This window comes from Nissabacter archeti, assembly GCF_018257325.1.
GTDB classification, from domain to species: domain Bacteria; phylum Pseudomonadota; class Gammaproteobacteria; order Enterobacterales; family Enterobacteriaceae; genus Chimaeribacter; species Chimaeribacter arupi.
In genome coordinates this window covers 54,286-70,651 of sequence record NZ_JAERKB010000005.1, presented here as the reverse complement: position 1 = coordinate 70,651, position 16,366 = coordinate 54,286, and the positions used below count along the sequence as shown (strand labels likewise).

Here is a 16,366-nt window from a genome sequence, read left to right as displayed (position 1 = left end):
TTAATAAAAACCCTGGTGATTCATTGAACGCCATCACATCACGCACGCCCTGCGATTCATTAGCATCTCCCCCGCTGCTGTCTGGTCTCTCTTAATAAAAGGATAACGTCATTATGACGACAATTACCCCGCTTCCGGTTAAGGAAGCCAAGGGCTTATCTGCCCTTTGGTCATTCAAGCTGTTTGGTATGCCGCTGCCGCTCTACGCCTTCACGCTGGTGACGGTGTTGCTGGCGCATGTCACCGATACCCTGCCCAATGATTTGGTTGGCGGGTTTGCGCTGATGTTTGTGATTGGCGCGCTGTTTGGCGAAATAGGCAAGCGCCTGCCGATCTTTAATAAATATATCGGCGGCGCACCGGTGATGATATTTCTGGTCGCCGCCTGGTTTGTGTATGCCGGCATCTTCACCGAAAAAGAGATAAAAACCATCACCAATGTGATGGACGAGAGTAATTTCCTGAACCTGTTTATTGCGGTGTTAATTACCGGCTCGATTTTGTCGGTAAACCGTAAATTACTGCTGCGCTCACTGGTGGGTTATATCCCGACCATTCTGGCCGGGGTGGCCGGGGCGGCACTGTTTGGGGTGCTGATTGGCGCGCTGTTCGGCATTCCGGTGGATCGGGTGCTGATGCTCTATGTGCTGCCGATCATGGGCGGCGGCAACGGTGCCGGGGCGGTGCCGCTTTCTGAAATCTACCATTCAGTGACCGGCAATTCGCGCGAGGAGTACTACTCGGTGGCAATCGCCATCCTGACCATCGCCAATATTTTCGCCATCGTCGCGGCGGCGATCCTCGACATTATCGGCAAGAAATTCCCGTCGCTGACCGGCGAGGGTGAGCTGGTGCGCAAAGCCTCTTTCCGGGTGGAAGAGGAGGAGAAAGCCGGGAAAATTACCCACCGCGAGGTGGCGGTCGGCATGGTGCTGGCGACCTGCTGCTTCCTGCTGGCCTATGTGCTCTCCAAATCATTGCTGCCGGGCATCGGTTCGGTACAAATCCATACCTTTGCCTACATGGTGCTGATTGTGGCCGCGCTGAACGCCGCCAACCTCTGCTCGCTGGAGATCAAAGAGGGGGCGAAACGCCTCTCCGATTTCTTCTCCAAACAGATGCTGTGGGTGCTGATGGTGGGCGTCGGCGTCTGCTACACCGACCTCGGCGAAATCATCGCGGCGCTGACCTTCGCCAACGTGGTGATTGCCGGGTTTATCGTGCTCGGCGCGATTGCCGGGGCAGCGCTCGGCGGCTGGCTGATCGGCTTCTTCCCGGTGGAATCGGCGATTACCGCCGGGCTGTGCATGGCGAACCGCGGCGGCTCCGGCGACCTGGAAGTGCTCTCGGCCTGTAACCGCATGTCACTGATCTCCTACGCGCAGATCTCCTCGCGCCTCGGCGGCGGCATTGTGCTGGTGATCGCCAGCGTGGTGTTCGGCATGTTCACCGGCTGATCCCCTGCGGCACGGCCAGCCGCCGTGCCGCGCTTTGATGGAGAACCCAACAATGTCTGAACCTGGTTTGATGCGCGAGGGCCTGGCCCTGATGGTCTGCGGCATGGGCTTTGTGATGATTTTCCTGCTGGTGCTGGTGTTCGCGCTGCGCCTGATGTCCGGGATTATCGCCCGTTTCTCGCCGGCGGAGGCCCCGGCACCGGCGCCCACGGCCCCGGCTGCCGATGCCCTGGCGCCCCTGCGGCCGGTTATCGCCGCCGCCCTTCACCACCACCGCCGTCTGCACGGCATTCACTGATTTCTGGAGAACCTGATGTCCCCTTTATTGCGCCCTGTGGCGATAACTGATGTGGTGCTGCGCGATGCGCACCAATCCCTGTTTGCAACCCGCCTGCGGCTGGACGATATGCTGCCCGCTGCCGCGCTGCTGGACAAGATCGGCTTCTGGTCGCTGGAGTGCTGGGGCGGCGCAACCTTTGACGCCTGCATCCGCTTTTTGGGCGAAGACCCGTGGGTGCGCCTGCGCGAGCTGAAAAAAGCGATGCCCACCACCCCATTGCAGATGCTGCTGCGCGGCCAGAACCTGCTGGGTTACCGCCACTACGCCGACGATGTGGTGGAGCGCTTTGTGGAGCGGGCGGTCGCCAACGGCATGGAGGTGTTCCGCGTGTTTGACGCAATGAACGATGTGCGCAACATGCGCTGCGCGTTGCAGGCGGTGCGCAAACAGGGCGCGCACGCCCAGGGCACGCTGAGCTACACCACCAGCCCGGTGCATAACGACGACACCTGGCTGACCCTCACCGAAAAGTTGCTGGAAACCGGCGTCGATTCAGTGGTGATCAAGGATATGTCCGGCATCCTGACGCCGGACACCGCCTTCCGGCTGGTGGGGTTGATTAAGCAGCGCTTCAATGTGCCGCTGCACCTGCATTGCCACGCCACCACCGGCATGGCGGAGATGACGCTGCTGAAAGCGATCGAGGCCGGGGTGGACGGCGTGGACACCGCCATTTCGTCGATGAGCGGCACTTACGGCCACCCGGCCACCGAGGCGCTGGTCGCGGCGCTGCGCGGCACCGCCTGGGACAGCGGGCTGGACCTGGTGCAACTGGAGGCGATCGCCGCCTGTTTGCGTGAGGTGCGCAAAAAATACCACGCATTCGAAGGCCAGTTGCGCGGCGCGGACAGCCGGATCCTGGTGGCGCAGGTGCCGGGCGGGATGCTCACCAATCTGGAGAGCCAGCTCAGGCAGCAGAATGCCGCCGACAAGCTGGACGCGGTGCTGGCGGAGATCCCGCGCGTGCGGGAAGATCTCGGTTTCCTGCCGCTGGTGACGCCGACCTCCCAGATTGTCGGCACCCAGGCGGTGATGAATGTGCTGCTGGGGGAACGCTACAAAAGCATCGCCAAAGAGACGGCCGGTATCCTGAAAGGGGAATACGGCGCGACGCCTGCGCCGGTCAACGCTGCGCTGCAACAGCGGGTGCTGGCGGGCGGCCAGCCGGTGACCTGCCGCCCGGCCGATCGCCTGCCGCCGGAGATGGCGACGCTTGAGGCGGAGGTGCAGCGCGAGGCGGCGGCGAAAAACATCACGCTGGCGGACAGCCCGATTGATGATGTGCTGACGGTGGCGCTGTTCCCGCAGATTGCCTGGAAATTCCTGGAAAACCGCCATAACCCGGCCGCGTTTGAGCCGTTGCCTGGCGGCGTTTCCGTGGCTGCCGCGCCGCAACCCACACCGCATTCCGGACCGGCGCGCTACACCGTGGAGATGGAGGGGCGGCGTTACGTGGTGCAGGTCACTGAAGGGGGCGATCTTGACACCATTACGCCGGTGGCCGCCCCTGCCCCGGTGTCAGCCGGGGGCGTGGCGGTGAATGCGCCGCTGGCCGGGGCGATCTGGAAAGTGGTGGTCAGTGAGGGGCAAGCGGTGCAGCAAGGCGACGTGCTGGTGATTCTGGAAGCGATGAAGATGGAAACCGAGATCCGTGCTGCACAGCCCGGCACCGTCAGCGCCATCCAGGTGAAACCGGGTGATGCCGTCAACGTGGGCGATTGCCTGCTTACTCTGGCCTGAGGCAAAACCGCATGGAAAGGTTAACGGCCCTGTTTCAGGGATTGGGCATCCTGCATCTGAGCGGCGGGCAGGCGCTGATGCTGCTGGTGAGCCTGCTGCTGCTGTGGCTGGCGATTGCCCGGAAGTTCGAACCGTTGCTCCTGATGCCGATTGGCTTCGGCGGACTGCTGGCCAATATCCCGGATGCCGGTCTGGCGATGTCGGCGCTGGAGATGGCGCTCTACAAGGCGCAGCCGGATCAGCTGGCGGCGCTGGCCGCGCGCCTGCACTGCCTGCCGGACGCGGCCGCGATCAAGGCGCAACTGGTGACCGCTGCCCCGGCAGTGCTGCATGGGCTGGCGACCCTGGCGGAAGAGATGGGCCACAGCGACGGCGTGCTCTACGTGTTCTATAAGGTCGCGATCGCTTCCGGCATTGCGCCATTGGTGATCTTTATGGGCGTCGGCGCGATGACCGACTTCGGCCCGCTGCTGGCTAACCCACGCACCCTGCTGCTGGGCGCGGCCGCGCAGTTCGGCATCTTCGCCACGGTGCTCGGCGCGCTGGCGCTGAATGTGCTGGGGGTGATCAGCTTCACGCTGCCGCAGGCAGCGGCGATTGGCATTATTGGCGGCGCGGACGGGCCAACGGCAATCTACCTCTCCAGCATCCTGGCCCCGGAGCTGCTGGGGGCGATTGCGGTGGCGGCCTACTCCTATATGGCGCTGGTGCCGCTGATCCAGCCGCCCATCATGCGGGCGCTGACCACCCCGGCGGAGCGGCAGATTGTGATGACGCAACTGCGGGTGGTGCATAAACGGGAAAAGATCATTTTCCCGGTGATGTTGCTGTTGCTGGTGGCGCTGCTGCTGCCGGACGCCGCCCCGCTGTTGGGGATGTTCTGCTTCGGCAACCTGATGCGCGAATGCGGGGTGGTGGAGCGGTTGAGCGAGACGGTACAGAACGCGCTGATCAATATCGTCACGATTTTCCTTGGCCTGTCCGTCGGTGCGAAACTGGTGGCAGATAAGTTTCTGCAACCGCAGACGCTCGGCATCCTGCTGCTGGGGGTGATTGCGTTCGGCATCGGCACCGCCAGCGGGGTGCTGATGGCGAAGCTGCTTAACCGGTTTGGCCACACGCCGATTAACCCGCTGATTGGCGCGGCCGGGGTGTCGGCAGTGCCGATGGCCGCCAGGGTCGCCAATAAAGTGGGGCTGGAGGCCAACCCGCAAAACTTTTTGCTGATGCACGCGATGGGGCCGAACGTGGCCGGGGTGATTGGCTCAGCGATTGCGGCCGGGGTGATGATTAATTATATCCTGGCGCGGTGACCCGCTGCTTTCTCACCCTGTAACAAAAAAGCGGCCGTCTATCGCGGCCGCTTTACAATATTCTCGATTGTTTGATACAACCTGGCGAAATAGCGCCGCCCTTTCCGCGTGATAAACGAATATTATTCATAACGTGCATAAAGTGCATAAAATTTTCAGCACTCCACGCATTCCTTCACGGTTTTCACCTTTCCAGCGATTATATTAGCAAGGCATTTCACCCCGGCCTTTCGCGCTATTTCATCCATTCCACCCCTTTATAAGGAGAATATTTATCCAAGCGGTTAATTCATCAACGCGGAAAGCCGCAGGCTGGCGAAAATATGCCGGCCCGAAAACCTTTCAGACGCGCGTTTTTCTGCTGTTGCTGTTTACTTCAACCATCAGCCTTTTGGTGATGACCGGTTATTTCAGCCGTATGGAAAAAGAGCGGCTGCATTATCAGGTCGGCCAGCGTGCGCTGGTGCAGGCCCGGCAAATCGCCGCGATGCCCTCGCTGGCGGCAGCGGTGGCGCAGCAGGACACCGACGCCGTAAAAACACTGGCGACCCGGCTGCGCGCGCTGTCAGATGCTACCTACATCACCATCGGTGACAGCCGCGGCGTGCGGCTGTTCCACGTCGATGAGGAGAAAATCGGCGCGCAGATGGAGGGCGGTGACAGCGGCCCGGCGCTGAAAGACGGCCGCAGTTACCTCTCTGAACGGCGCGGCTCACTGGGCACGTCGCTGCGCGGCAAAGCCCCGGTACGCGCGGCGGATGGCCGGATCATCGGGATTGTGTCGGTGGGCTATACCCTGAGCCAGCTGGAGAGCTGGATCTGCCTGCAACGCCAGACGCTGCTGTTGCCGATGCTGTTGCTGCTGCTGTTCCTGCTGGTGTGCGCCTGGTGTTTTTCGCTGCATATCAAGCGGCAGATGCGCAGCCTGGAGCCGGATGCGCTGGCGCGGCTGCTGATCCAGCAGGAAGTGCTGTTCGAGTCGGTGTTCGAGGGGCTGATTGCCATCGACGCGGAGAACCGCATCACTGCCATCAATCAGGCGGCGCGGCGGATGCTGGGGCTGGTGCAGCCGGTGCATCTGCTGATTGGCGAGCCGGTCCAGGAGATTGTGCACCCCGGCAGCTTTTTCCTGGATGCACCGGGGCAGGATAAAAAAGATGATATTGCCTCATTTAATAATGTGAAGGTGATTGCCAGCCGGATGAGCATTTGCATTAACGGCATCCCGCAGGGGTCGGTTATCAGCTTCCGTAATAAAGATGATATTAATACCCTGAGTCTGCAATTGAGCCAAATCCAGCAATATGCAGATAATTTACGCGCCATGCGCCATGAGCAAATTAATACGTTATCGACCCTGGCCGGGCTGCTGCATATAAAAGCCTATGATGATGCGGTGAACATGATTCAGGCGCAATCTGCGCGCCACCAGAAAATAGTGGATTACGTGACGATGAATTTCCGGAATAACCCGCTGGCCGGGCTGTTAATCGGGAAATATTACCGCGCGCAGGAACTGGGTATTGAACTCATTTTCGACCCCGGCTGTGAGGTGGCGGAGTTGCCGGAGAGCCTGACGCACAACGAGTGGATCTCGATTGTCGGCAACCTGCTGGATAACGCCTTTATCGCCACGTTAAAGCAGCCCGGCAGCCCGCGGGTGGTGGAGTGTTACCTCAATGCGCAGGGGGAGGACGTGGTGCTGGAAGTGGCGGATCACGGCTGCGGCATCCCGGAGGCGATCCGCACGCGGATTTTCGAACGCGGCATCACCACCAGCACCTCCGGCGATCACGGCATCGGCCTGTGGCTGGTGGACAGTTATGTACGGCAGGCCGGGGGCACCATTTTCATTGATGACAATACGCCGACCGGCACCATTTTTACCCTGACAATCCCGTGGTGAGAAGAGGATGAATTATGACGGTATTATCGCTGCTGATTGTTGAAGATGAGCCGCAACTGGCAGAGCTGCTGGCGGACTACATCAAACAACATTTTAATTTTCATATTGTGAGCATCGCCGGCACGCTGAATGAGGCGCGGATGATTACCCGGCGCTATAAACCCCACCTGATCCTGCTGGATAATTTCCTGCCTGACGGGCGCGGCATTGAGCTTATCAAACATCTGGTCAATGAGAACAGCACCAGCCGCGTGGTGTTCATCACGGCTGACAATGATATGGACACCATCAGTGAGGCAATCCGCCTCGGGGTGTTCGATTACCTGATAAAGCCGGTGCATTACCAGCGGCTGCACCATACCCTGAGCCGCTTCAGCCGTTATGTCAGTTCATTGCGCTCCAGCGAGCAGGCCAGCCAGCAGCATGTGGACGCGCTGTTTAATATGCAGTCACGCGAATGGGCGGAGGAAGCGCCCGCACCGTTGCGCGGCATTGAGGGCAATACGCTGCAAAAAATCCGCGATTTGTTCACCGGGGAGAGCAGCTACACCGCCGACAGCCTGGCGCGCCTGCTCGGCAGCAGCAAAACCACCGCCAGGCGCTATCTGGAGCATGGCGTGAAAGAGCGCTTCCTGGAGGCCGAAGTGGTGTATGGCCGGGTCGGCCGCCCGGAGCGGGTCTATCGCGCGCGCCGCGCCTGACGCCGCCATAAAAAAAGGGTCTGCCGAGGCAGACCCTGTAGAACGCAGCAGGAGCCGGATCAGTCGATCTGTTTTACATCCACCCGCAGCTCTTTCGGCACTTCAAACACGATGTTCTCTTCGCGGCCGCTCATCTCAATCGCCGCACCGCCGCCCAGCGCCTGCAGGCGTGTGATCACATCCTGCACCAGCACGTCCGGTGCGGACGCCCCGGCGGTAACGCCGATGCTCGCCGCGCCTTTCAGCCAGGCTTCCTGGATGTCGGCGGCGGAATCGATCAGATAGGCCTGTTTGCCCATGCGCTGCGCCAGCTCCGCCAGACGGTTGGAGTTGGAGGAGTTGCGCGACCCAACCACCAGCACCACGTCCGCGCCATCGGCCAGGTTGCGTACCGCTTCCTGACGGTTGGTGGTGGCGTAGCAGATGTCGTCCTTGCGCGGCCCGACAATCTTCGGGAAACGCGCACGCAGGGCGTCAATCACGTCAGACGTGTCATCCACCGACAGGGTGGTCTGCGTCATGAAGCAGAGGTTATCCTCATTTTTCACTTGCAGGGCGAACACGTCCGCCGGGGATTCCACCAGGTACATGCCCCCTTCCGGGTTGCTGTACTGGCCCATGGTGCCTTCCACTTCCGGGTGGCCGGCATGGCCGATCAGGATAGCCTCGGTGCCTTTGCGGCTGGCGCGGGCCACTTCCATATGCACTTTGGTCACCAGCGGACAGGTGGCGTCAAACACCGTGAGGTCACGGCTGCGCGCTTCCGCCCGTACCGCCTGGGAGACGCCGTGCGCGGAGAAGATCAGGATCGAGCCGTCCGGCACTTCGCTGATCTGCTCGATAAACACCGCACCGCGGGCGCGCAGGCTGTCTACCACGTAGCGGTTGTGCACCACTTCGTGGCGCACGTAGATCGGCGCACCGTAGATCTCCAGCGCACGCTCCACAATGCTGATGGCGCGGTCAACGCCCGCGCAGAAGCCGCGTGGGTTAGCCAGCAGGATTTGCATCATTGGCCTCCAGATCCGGGTCAATCTCCAGCACGTCCAGATCAAAACTGATGTGCTGGCCGGCCAGCGGATGGTTGAAATCGACGGTGATCGACTCCTCCGCCACCTCACGCACCACGCCCGGCATTTCACTGCCGTCCATCGCGGTGAACATCATAATGGTGCCCACTTCCGGGATGCCGGTTTCAATGAAGTCACGGCGGGAAAAGAACTGGATCAGATCCGGGCTTTTCTGGCCGAACGCCGACTCCGGCGACAGGGTAAAGGCGCGCTTGTCGCCGACCTGAAGGCCCAGCAGGTGCGCCTCCAGATCGTCAGAGAGGCTGCCGTCGCCCAGGCGGAACAGCGCCGGTTTGCCGTTGCCGCGGGTGGATTCCGCCACTGAGCCATCTTCCAGCGTCAGGGTAAAATGCACCAGCACGGCGCTGTCAGGTTGAACATGGTCTGCCATCAATTACCCCTTATTTCCGGCCGCAGCCTTGTCATCGGTGTTGGGGGCGATGAAGCCCTCCAGCACCACCAGTGCCGCGCCGACACAGATGGCGGTGTCAGCGATGTTGAAGGTCGCGAAGTGCCAGTTGCCGATGTAGAAGTCCACGAAGTCCACCACAAAGCCATGCCACATGCGATCAAACAGGTTGCCGAGCGCCCCGCCGATAATCAGCGCATACGCGCAGTTGGCGATTTTCTTCTGCGCACGGGTGCGGTACATCATCACCAGCAGGGCCAGCGCGATGGCAATCGCAATACCTGCGAAGAACCAGCGCTGCCAGCCGCCTTTGTCCGCCAGGAAGCTGAACGCCGCGCCGTAGTTGCGCGCGTAGTGCAGGTTCAGGAACGGAAACAGCGGCTGCGTTTCGCCCAACATAAAGTGGTTCATAATCCACTGCTTGCTGCCGAGGTCAACGATCAAAACCACAATCGTCAGCCACAGCCAGCGCAGTCCGGTTGAAAGTAACGGTTTACGCATCAGGCAAATTTACGCTCTTCGCCGTGACCGGCTACGTTGGTATAGCAGCGACCGCAGATTTCTGCGTGCTCCGGGTTCTGGCCGACATCGGTGGTGAAGTGCCAGCAGCGCGGGCATTTTTCACCGTCCGCTTTCGCCAGGCCAATTTTCAGCCCTTTGAGTTGCTCGCTGGCCTGTGCATCGGCCGGGGCCTCCGCCAGCGGTGCCACGGTGGCCGCCGACGTCAGCAGCACGAAGCGCAGTTCCGCGCCCAGGCTGTGCAGTTTCGGTGCCAGGTCGTTGTCCGCATACAGCGTGATGGCCGCTTCCAGCGAGCCGCCGAGGCGTTTGTCCGCACGGGCCTGCTCAATCACTTTGTTCACTTCGCCGCGCACTTTCAGCAGCTCAGCCCAGAAGGCGTCGCCCATCGGCTCGGCAGCGTCCAGCCCGAACAGGCCGTCGAACCACTCTTCGGTGAACACGTATTGCGCGCGTTTGCCCGGCAGGTAGCCCCAGATCTCATCCGCGGTGAAGGACATGATCGGTGCCATCCAGCGTACCAGCGCTTCCACGATGTAGTAGAGCGCAGTCTGGCAGCTGCGGCGCGCCACGCTGTCGCTTTTCGCGGTGTACTGGCGGTCTTTGATGATGTCGAGGTAGAACGACCCCATCTCCACCGAGCAGAACTGCATCAGGCGCTGCACCACTTCGTGGAAATCGTAACGGGCATACGCCTGTTCGATGTCCTGCTGGGCAGCCAGCGCACGGCCCACCGCCCAGCGGTCCAGCACCACCATCTCTTCCGGGCTGACCATGTCAGTGTCCGGGTTGAAGCCGTTCAGGTTCGCCAGCAGGAAGCGGGCGGTGTTACGGATACGGCGGTAGGAGTCCGCGGCGCGCTTCAGGATCTCATCAGACACCGCGATCTCGCCGGTGTAGTCGGTTGATGCCACCCACAGGCGCAGGATGTCGCCGCCCAGTTTGTTCATCACGTCCTGCGGGGAGACGGTGTTGCCGATGGATTTGGACATCTTGCGGCCCTGACCATCCACGGTGAAGCCGTGGGTCAGCACCTCTTTGTACGGCGCTTTGCCCTTCATCGCGGTGGAAATCATCAGCGATGACATAAACCAGCCGCGGTGCTGGTCGGAGCCTTCCAGGTACATGTCCGGCGTGTGGCCGTCAAATTCCGGGCGCGCATCCACGACAGAGAAACTGGTGGAGCCGGAGTCAAACCAGACGTCCAGCGTGTCCGGCACTTTCACGTAGTCTGCGGCGTCGTCACCCAGCAGCTCAGCCGGATCGAGATCCCACCAGGCCTGAATACCGTTCTCTTCAACGCGTTTCGCCACCTCTTCCATCAGCTCGATGGTGCGCGGGTGCAGCACTTCCGTCTCTTTATGGACGAACAGCGACATCGGCACGCCCCAGGTACGCTGGCGGGAGATACACCAGTCCGGGCGGTTGGCGACCATGTTTTCGATACGCGCCTGGCCCCAGTCCGGGATCCACTGCACGCCTTTGATTTCGCCCAGCGACTGCTTACGCAGGCCGTGCTGATCCATGCTGATGAACCATTGCGGCGTGGCGCGGAAGATGATCGGCGTTTTGTGACGCCAGCAGCACGGGTAGCTGTGGGTCAGTTTCTCAACGTGCAGCAGGGCGCCCTGCTCACGCAGCAGGTTAACGATCACATCGTTGGCTTTGAAGACGAACAGGCCGTCCAGCGCCGGGTAGGTGCCCGGCAGGTAGCAGCCGTTCGGGCCAACCGGGTTGGCGACTTCCAGGCCATATTTCTGGCCGATGACGTAGTCATCCGGGCCGTGGCCGGGTGCGGTGTGTACTGCACCGGTACCGGCGTCCAGCGTGACGTGGTCGCCCAGGATGGCCGGGACGTCAAAGCCCAGGAACGGATGCCGGAAGCGCAGCAGCTCCAGATCCGCCCCTTTGCACTCGCCCAGCACCGTCCAGTCGGTGATGCCGGCGCGCTTCATCACGCTCGCAACCAGATCGGTCGCCAGGATCAGGCAGCGCCCTTCCACCTGCACCAGTTGGTAGGCGAATTCCGGGTTCAGGGAGATGGCGCGGTTGGCCGGCATGGTCCACGGGGTGGTCGTCCAGATAACCAGCGCCACCGGGCCGTTGAACTGCGTCACGCCAAATTTCGCGGCAACGCCTGCGGCGTCGGTGGCGTTGAACATCACGTCAATCGACGGCGAGGTTTTGTCGTAATACTCCACTTCCGCTTCCGCCAGCGAAGAGCCGCAATCGGTACACCAGTGCACCGGCTTCGCGCCTTTGTGCAGGTGGCCGTTGGCGATGATTTTACCCAGCGCACGGATGATGTTGGCTTCGGTGCCGAAATCCATCGTCAGGTAAGGACGATCCCAGTCGCCCAGCACGCCGAGGCGGATGAAATCCGCTTTCTGGCCGGCAACCTGTTCAGCGGCATATTTCCGGCACGCTTCACGGAATTCTGCCGCGGTGACTTTCTCACCCGGCTTGCCGATCAGCTGCTCGACTTTCAGTTCGATCGGCAGGCCGTGGCAGTCCCAGCCCGGGACATACGGCGAGTCATAACCGGCCATCCCTTTCGACTTGATAATAATGTCTTTGAGAATTTTGTTAACCGAGTGACCAATATGAATGCTGCCGTTCGCATACGGAGGGCCGTCATGCAGGATAAAGGTTTTTTTGCCCTTTTTGGCAGCACGAATCATCCCGTACAGATCCTGCTCATACCAGCGTTGCAGCATGCCAGGCTCGCGCTTGGCGAGATCGCCGCGCATCGGGAACCCTGTTTCCGGCAAATTCAGGGTATTTTTGTAGTCACTCATCAGATTCTCGGTTCCGTTTTCGGCAAGAGAGGTTAAACCGGTGCCTTCAGCCCGAAATATTTCCGGGTAGTCACCACATCGTTGGCGATCTGCTGTTTCAATGCATCGAGTGAAGCAAACCGCTGTTCATTACGCACTTTGGCGCTCAATACTACTTCTATATGGCGCCCGTATAAGTCCATTGCAACATCCAGCAAGTGAACTTCCAGTTGCTGACGCACGCCCGACACGGTGGGGCGGGTGCCGATGTTGGCGACGCCGGGCAGCGGGGACGGCCCCAGGCCGTGCACCTGCACCGCATAGACGCCGCTGACCGGTGCCACCCGCCGTTTCAGCGGCAGGTTGGCAGTGGGGAAGCCAATGGTGCGGCCCAGGGCGTCGCCGTGTACCACCCGGCCGGAAATGCTGTAAGGATGGCCGAGCAGGCGCTCTGCCAGCCCCAGGTCATCATTTTTCAACGCGGTGCGGATGGCGGTGCTGCTGATGCGCAGGCCGCCCTCATGGAAGGTCGGCGTATTCTGTACGGTAAAGCCGTACTCCACCCCCGCCTTCTGCAACAGGGTGAAATCCCCCTGGCGGCCCGCCCCAAAGCGGAAGTCATCGCCTACGGTCAGGAACTTCACGCCCAGCTTTTCAATCAGCAACTGGGCGACAAACGCCTGGGCGCTCATGGCGGCGAAGCGCGGGTCGAACCGCACACAGAGCAGGTAATCGACCCCGGCCTCCGCCAGATAGCGGGCTTTGTCACGCAGGCGGGTCAGGCGCGCCGGTGCTTTGTCCGCCGCAAACAGCTCCAGCGGCTGCGGTTCAAACACCATCACCATCACCGGCAGCCCCAGCCGCCTGCCTTCATATTTCAACTGCTCCAGCAACGCCCGGTGGCCACGGTGCACGCCGTCAAAATTACCAATAGTGAGCACGCAACCGTGATGGCGCGCCCGAAGATTGTAAATGCCGCGAATAAGCTCCATAGCAGGCTCAAGAGAGTGGAAATCGGCGGATTATACCTTGTACAGCCGTCAAGGTTAACCCGCGATTGGGGGTTTAGTATGATGTCCTACCATACCGGAGATATGCAGGCGGTAAAATCCTTTTGCTGCCGCCTGCCGTCAGGTTGCCGGTGAGCGGCTGAATGTAAACAACCGGTTAGCCCTGTTTCTCAATCCTTTCTGCGTGCCGCGGCGAATTTTCGTGGGAAAGGCTGTATTCCCTGGGGCGAAGCTGTTAAAATCCTGCGCCATCACAACGTAACAAGTGCCGGCCGTACAAACGGCGCTTATTTGCACAAATCCATTGACAAAAGAAGGCTAAAAGGGCATATTCCTCGGCCTTTGAATTGTCCTCAATAGAATATTTTGGGAGTTGGACCTTGGCTAATATCAAATCAGCTAAGAAACGCGCCGTACAGTCAGAGAAGCGTCGCAAGCATAACGCAAGCCGTCGCTCTATGATGCGTACCTTCATCAAGAAGGTATACGCGGCTATCGCTACTGGCGATAAAGAAACTGCACTGAAAGCATTTAACGAAATGCAACCGCTTGTGGACCGTCAGGCTTCTAAAGGCCTGATCCACAAAAACAAAGCTGCGCGTCATAAGTCAAACCTGATCGCGCAAATCAACGCAATGCAATAATCGCATTACGCTGTTTGCTTTGTTAAAGAAACCGGCCTTGGCCGGTTTTTTTACGTCTGCGTTACCTTGAAAAACCGGCTCACGCCGGTTTTTTTATTTCTGCCACCGCAACGCCGGGCTTATGGCATCGGCGAGGAGACGTCAGCCAGCCGCTCGTCCTGCGGGTCGCGGTGGCTGAACAGCCCGGAGAAATCCGTGTGGCAGATGCGCTGCACTGCCGGGTGCTGAATCATCCGCTCGGCGAAAATCACGTGATACTCCTCTTTCACCGAATCGACCTGCCCCAGCTGATGCACCTGCATCATGCCCTGCATGTCCGCCGCATACAGCGCCGGTGCCACAAAAATGGCATTGTTACGCCGGCCAAATGCCGCCATCAGTGCCGCATCATCAAACTCACCCAGGATTTCCGGCTGGATGCCCTGCGAGCTGAACCAGTTGAGCAACGTGCGCCCAAGCATCGAACGGCGGCCGGGGATCAACAGCTTACGGTGCCGCAGGCAGTCCGGGAAGGGCTGGGGCGGCAGCGGTGCCGCGCAATAGAAGCCCACTGCGCACTCCCCCAGCTTCAGGGAAAACAGCCCCGCCTGCTGGCTGGAATCCACCGTACAATCCGACAGGATCATGTCGAGTTTGTGCTGGCTCAGCTGCTCCAGCAGCAATTCATGGGTTGATTCATAACAGCGCAGGTGAATCTGGCCCTCCTCCGCCACCGCCGTTTCCAGCACCCGGCTGACCAGCCGCTTGGAGAGCGCATCCGCCACGCCGACATCAAACAGCAGGCTCGACTCTTTGCGGTAGTTGACGATATCCAGCATCTCCTGGCTGAGCATAAACATCTTGTCCGCATAGCGGAACACCAGTTGCCCCAGTTCAGACGGCACCAGCCCGCGCCCCTGCCGTTTGAACAGTTTGCCGTTCAGCCGCTCTTCCAGTGCTTTGATCTGGCCGGTGATGGTCTGGGGGGTCAGAAACAGTGCCTCCGCCGCCCCGGCCACCGACCCGGCTTTGCAGACATGCCAGAAATAGTAGAGATGGTTAAAGTTAAGATGAGACATACGCATGATAAAGCCTCACAACCGGCAGACGTTCCTGTCTGCCGGATAATGCCCGGATCAGGCGGGGCGTTTGGCCGGCAGTACCCGGCTCAGGGCCAGGTAACCGAAGCAGGCTGCCAGCAGGGAACCGCTCAGGATGCCCAGTTTGGCATAGTTAATCAGCGCCGGGTCATCATGGCCGAATGCCAGCCCGGCAATAAAGATAGACATGGTAAAGCCGATGCCGCACAGCACGGACACCGCGCCGATATGTTTGAACGTCGTGTTATCCGGCAGCCGGGCTATGCCGCTTTTCACCGCCAGCCAGCAGATCAGGGAGATCCCCAGCGGCTTACCGATAAACAGCCCGGCGATGATGCCGAGCGGCAAATCAGACAGCAGCCCCCCCATCGACACTTCACCCAGGTAGATCCCGGCATTGGCAAACGCAAACAGCGGCAGGATCAGGCGGGCGACCCACGGGTGCAACTGGTGCTCCAGCTCGCGCAGCGGGGAGAATTTGTGGCCGCGGTTAAGCGGGATCAGGAAGCCGGTAATCACGCCCGCCAGGGTGGCGTGGATGCCTGACTGTAGAATAAAGATCCACAAAACTGCCCCCAGCAGCAGATAGAGTGTGCGCGCATTAACGCCGCGCCGGTTCATCACCGCCATTACCAGAATGGTCGCTGCCGCCCCGGCCAGTGCAGTCAGGGAGAGATGGGAGGTGTAGAACAGGGCAATAATCACGATCGCCCCGAGATCGTCGATGATCGCCAGCGCCAGCAAAAAGGCTTTCAGGCTGGCAGGGACGCGGCTGCCGAGCAGCGCCATCACGCCGACGGCAAAGGCAATGTCGGTGGCGGCCGGGATGGCCCAGCCCACACGTGTGACCTCATCCGCGGCGTTAAACAACAGGTAAATCAGGGATGGCGCAATCATGCCGCCCAACGCGGCAATCACCGGGAAAATGGCTTTATTCCAGCCCGCCAGCGCTCCTTCCATCAATTCACGTTTAACTTCCATCCCGACCAGCAGGAAGAAGATCGCCATCAGGGCATCATTAATCCACCAGAGTGATGAATGGCTGAGATCAACACCGCCCAGATGCAGCGGCAACGGGGTGTTGATCAGCCATAAATAGGTATCATGCAGCGGCGAGTTTGCCATGATGAGCGCGATAATGGCCGCCACGATCAGCACAATGCCGCCGGAGGCTTCCATATTGAAGAAATGCCTGATGGTGTTACGCACGAGTGCCATCCTTTATATTTATGATCAGGTTGAACCAGGAGCCTAGAGGTTACGCATTTCAACTCATCGTTAAAAGCAGCTTTTTAGACAACTTTGATTCGGGATAAACGAATTGAACAAATAAATAAAAGGCGGGCGGAACAAAATGTTAAGTAAAAAAAACCAGATGACGTGTCATCTGGTTTTGTTAAG

The 16,366-nt window shown here is 60.1% G+C and carries 14 protein-coding genes; 7 read left to right on the top strand and 7 right to left on the bottom strand.

Going from position 1 to position 16,366, the window contains the following annotated elements:
- Positions 1 to 113 precede the first annotated feature (113 nt).
- From citS to JK232_RS07890, 6 genes are all read left to right on the top strand, one after another.
- Positions 114 to 1,457, top strand: coding sequence for a citrate/sodium symporter CitS (gene citS / locus JK232_RS07915; protein WP_072928694.1), 1,344 nt, complete (start codon positions 114 to 116; stop codon positions 1,455 to 1,457).
- 52 nt (positions 1,458 to 1,509) lie between these two features.
- Complete coding sequence (locus tag JK232_RS07910) at positions 1,510 to 1,755, top strand: oxaloacetate decarboxylase subunit gamma (RefSeq protein WP_101854518.1); 246 nt, start codon at positions 1,510 to 1,512, stop codon at positions 1,753 to 1,755.
- 15 nt (positions 1,756 to 1,770) lie between these two features.
- Positions 1,771 to 3,537 carry a sodium-extruding oxaloacetate decarboxylase subunit alpha gene (gene oadA, locus JK232_RS07905; protein WP_212589030.1) on the top strand — a complete coding sequence of 589 codons (1,767 nt, stop codon included), beginning with the start codon at positions 1,771 to 1,773 and terminating at the stop codon, positions 3,535 to 3,537.
- 11 nt (positions 3,538 to 3,548) lie between these two features.
- Positions 3,549 to 4,850, top strand: a complete 1,302-nt coding sequence (locus tag JK232_RS07900) for a sodium ion-translocating decarboxylase subunit beta (protein WP_072928688.1) — start codon at positions 3,549 to 3,551, stop codon at positions 4,848 to 4,850.
- Between the two features lie 397 nt (positions 4,851 to 5,247).
- A complete protein-coding gene (locus JK232_RS07895; RefSeq protein WP_079205242.1) occupies positions 5,248 to 6,756 on the top strand; it encodes an ATP-binding protein in 1,509 nt (502 codons plus the stop codon).
- Between the two features lie 14 nt (positions 6,757 to 6,770).
- On the top strand, positions 6,771 to 7,457 hold the full coding sequence (locus JK232_RS07890; RefSeq protein WP_072928684.1) for a response regulator: 687 nt from the start codon (positions 6,771 to 6,773) through the stop codon (positions 7,455 to 7,457).
- Positions 7,458 to 7,516: 59 nt separating this feature from the next.
- Here JK232_RS07890 and ispH read toward each other — a convergent pair whose 3' ends face one another.
- Genes ispH through ribF form a run of 5 tightly spaced genes read right to left on the bottom strand, consistent with a single transcriptional unit; the run spans position 7,517 to position 13,224 of the window.
- Positions 7,517 to 8,467 (bottom strand): 4-hydroxy-3-methylbut-2-enyl diphosphate reductase, encoded by a 951-nt coding sequence (gene ispH, locus JK232_RS07885; protein WP_072928682.1) that lies wholly within the window; start codon positions 8,465 to 8,467, stop codon positions 7,517 to 7,519.
- Positions 8,448 to 8,918, bottom strand: coding sequence for an FKBP-type peptidyl-prolyl cis-trans isomerase (gene fkpB, locus JK232_RS07880; RefSeq protein WP_072928680.1), 471 nt, complete (start codon positions 8,916 to 8,918; stop codon positions 8,448 to 8,450). Before fkpB ends, ispH begins: the two co-directional genes overlap by 20 nt.
- A gap of 3 nt (positions 8,919 to 8,921) precedes the next feature.
- Positions 8,922 to 9,437, bottom strand: coding sequence for a signal peptidase II (lspA, locus tag JK232_RS07875; protein WP_212589029.1), 516 nt, complete (start codon positions 9,435 to 9,437; stop codon positions 8,922 to 8,924).
- Entirely contained in the window at positions 9,437 to 12,253 is a 2,817-nt protein-coding gene (gene ileS, locus JK232_RS07870) for an isoleucine--tRNA ligase (protein WP_072928677.1), read from the bottom strand. The genes lspA and ileS overlap by 1 nt, the downstream gene beginning before the upstream one ends.
- A gap of 32 nt (positions 12,254 to 12,285) precedes the next feature.
- Complete coding sequence (gene ribF / locus JK232_RS07865; protein ID WP_072928675.1) at positions 12,286 to 13,224, bottom strand: bifunctional riboflavin kinase/FAD synthetase; 939 nt, start codon at positions 13,222 to 13,224, stop codon at positions 12,286 to 12,288.
- Positions 13,225 to 13,622: 398 nt separating this feature from the next.
- Between ribF and rpsT the strand changes: the two genes are divergently transcribed.
- Positions 13,623 to 13,886, top strand: coding sequence for a 30S ribosomal protein S20 (gene rpsT / locus JK232_RS07860; protein WP_072929074.1), 264 nt, complete (start codon positions 13,623 to 13,625; stop codon positions 13,884 to 13,886).
- A 119-nt stretch (positions 13,887 to 14,005) separates the two neighbouring features.
- On the opposite strand, the gene nhaR is transcribed toward rpsT, so the two are convergent.
- A complete protein-coding gene (nhaR, locus tag JK232_RS07855) occupies positions 14,006 to 14,950 on the bottom strand; it encodes a transcriptional activator NhaR (RefSeq protein ID WP_212589028.1) in 945 nt (314 codons plus the stop codon).
- Between the two features lie 51 nt (positions 14,951 to 15,001).
- Entirely contained in the window at positions 15,002 to 16,144 is a 1,143-nt protein-coding gene (gene nhaA, locus JK232_RS07850) for a Na+/H+ antiporter NhaA (protein WP_241506064.1), read from the bottom strand.
- Positions 16,145 to 16,366 lie beyond the last annotated feature (222 nt).

Coding starts and splice junctions, on each gene's coding strand:
- citS (WP_072928694.1), top strand. CDS start 114: ATGACGACAATTACCCCGCTTCCGGTTAAGGAAGCCAAGGGCTTATCT.
- JK232_RS07910 (WP_101854518.1), top strand. CDS start 1,510: ATGTCTGAACCTGGTTTGATGCGCGAGGGCCTGGCCCTGATGGTCTGC.
- oadA (WP_212589030.1), top strand. CDS start 1,771: ATGTCCCCTTTATTGCGCCCTGTGGCGATAACTGATGTGGTGCTGCGC.
- JK232_RS07900 (WP_072928688.1), top strand. CDS start 3,549: ATGGAAAGGTTAACGGCCCTGTTTCAGGGATTGGGCATCCTGCATCTG.
- JK232_RS07895 (WP_079205242.1), top strand. CDS start 5,248: ATGACCGGTTATTTCAGCCGTATGGAAAAAGAGCGGCTGCATTATCAG.
- JK232_RS07890 (WP_072928684.1), top strand. CDS start 6,771: ATGACGGTATTATCGCTGCTGATTGTTGAAGATGAGCCGCAACTGGCA.
- ispH (WP_072928682.1), bottom strand. CDS start 8,467: ATGCAAATCCTGCTGGCTAACCCACGCGGCTTCTGCGCGGGCGTTGAC.
- fkpB (WP_072928680.1), bottom strand. CDS start 8,918: ATGGCAGACCATGTTCAACCTGACAGCGCCGTGCTGGTGCATTTTACC.
- lspA (WP_212589029.1), bottom strand. CDS start 9,437: ATGCGTAAACCGTTACTTTCAACCGGACTGCGCTGGCTGTGGCTGACG.
- ileS (WP_072928677.1), bottom strand. CDS start 12,253: ATGAGTGACTACAAAAATACCCTGAATTTGCCGGAAACAGGGTTCCCG.
- ribF (WP_072928675.1), bottom strand. CDS start 13,224: ATGGAGCTTATTCGCGGCATTTACAATCTTCGGGCGCGCCATCACGGT.
- nhaR (WP_212589028.1), bottom strand. CDS start 14,950: ATGCGTATGTCTCATCTTAACTTTAACCATCTCTACTATTTCTGGCAT.
- nhaA (WP_241506064.1), bottom strand. CDS start 16,144: ATGGAAGCCTCCGGCGGCATTGTGCTGATCGTGGCGGCCATTATCGCG.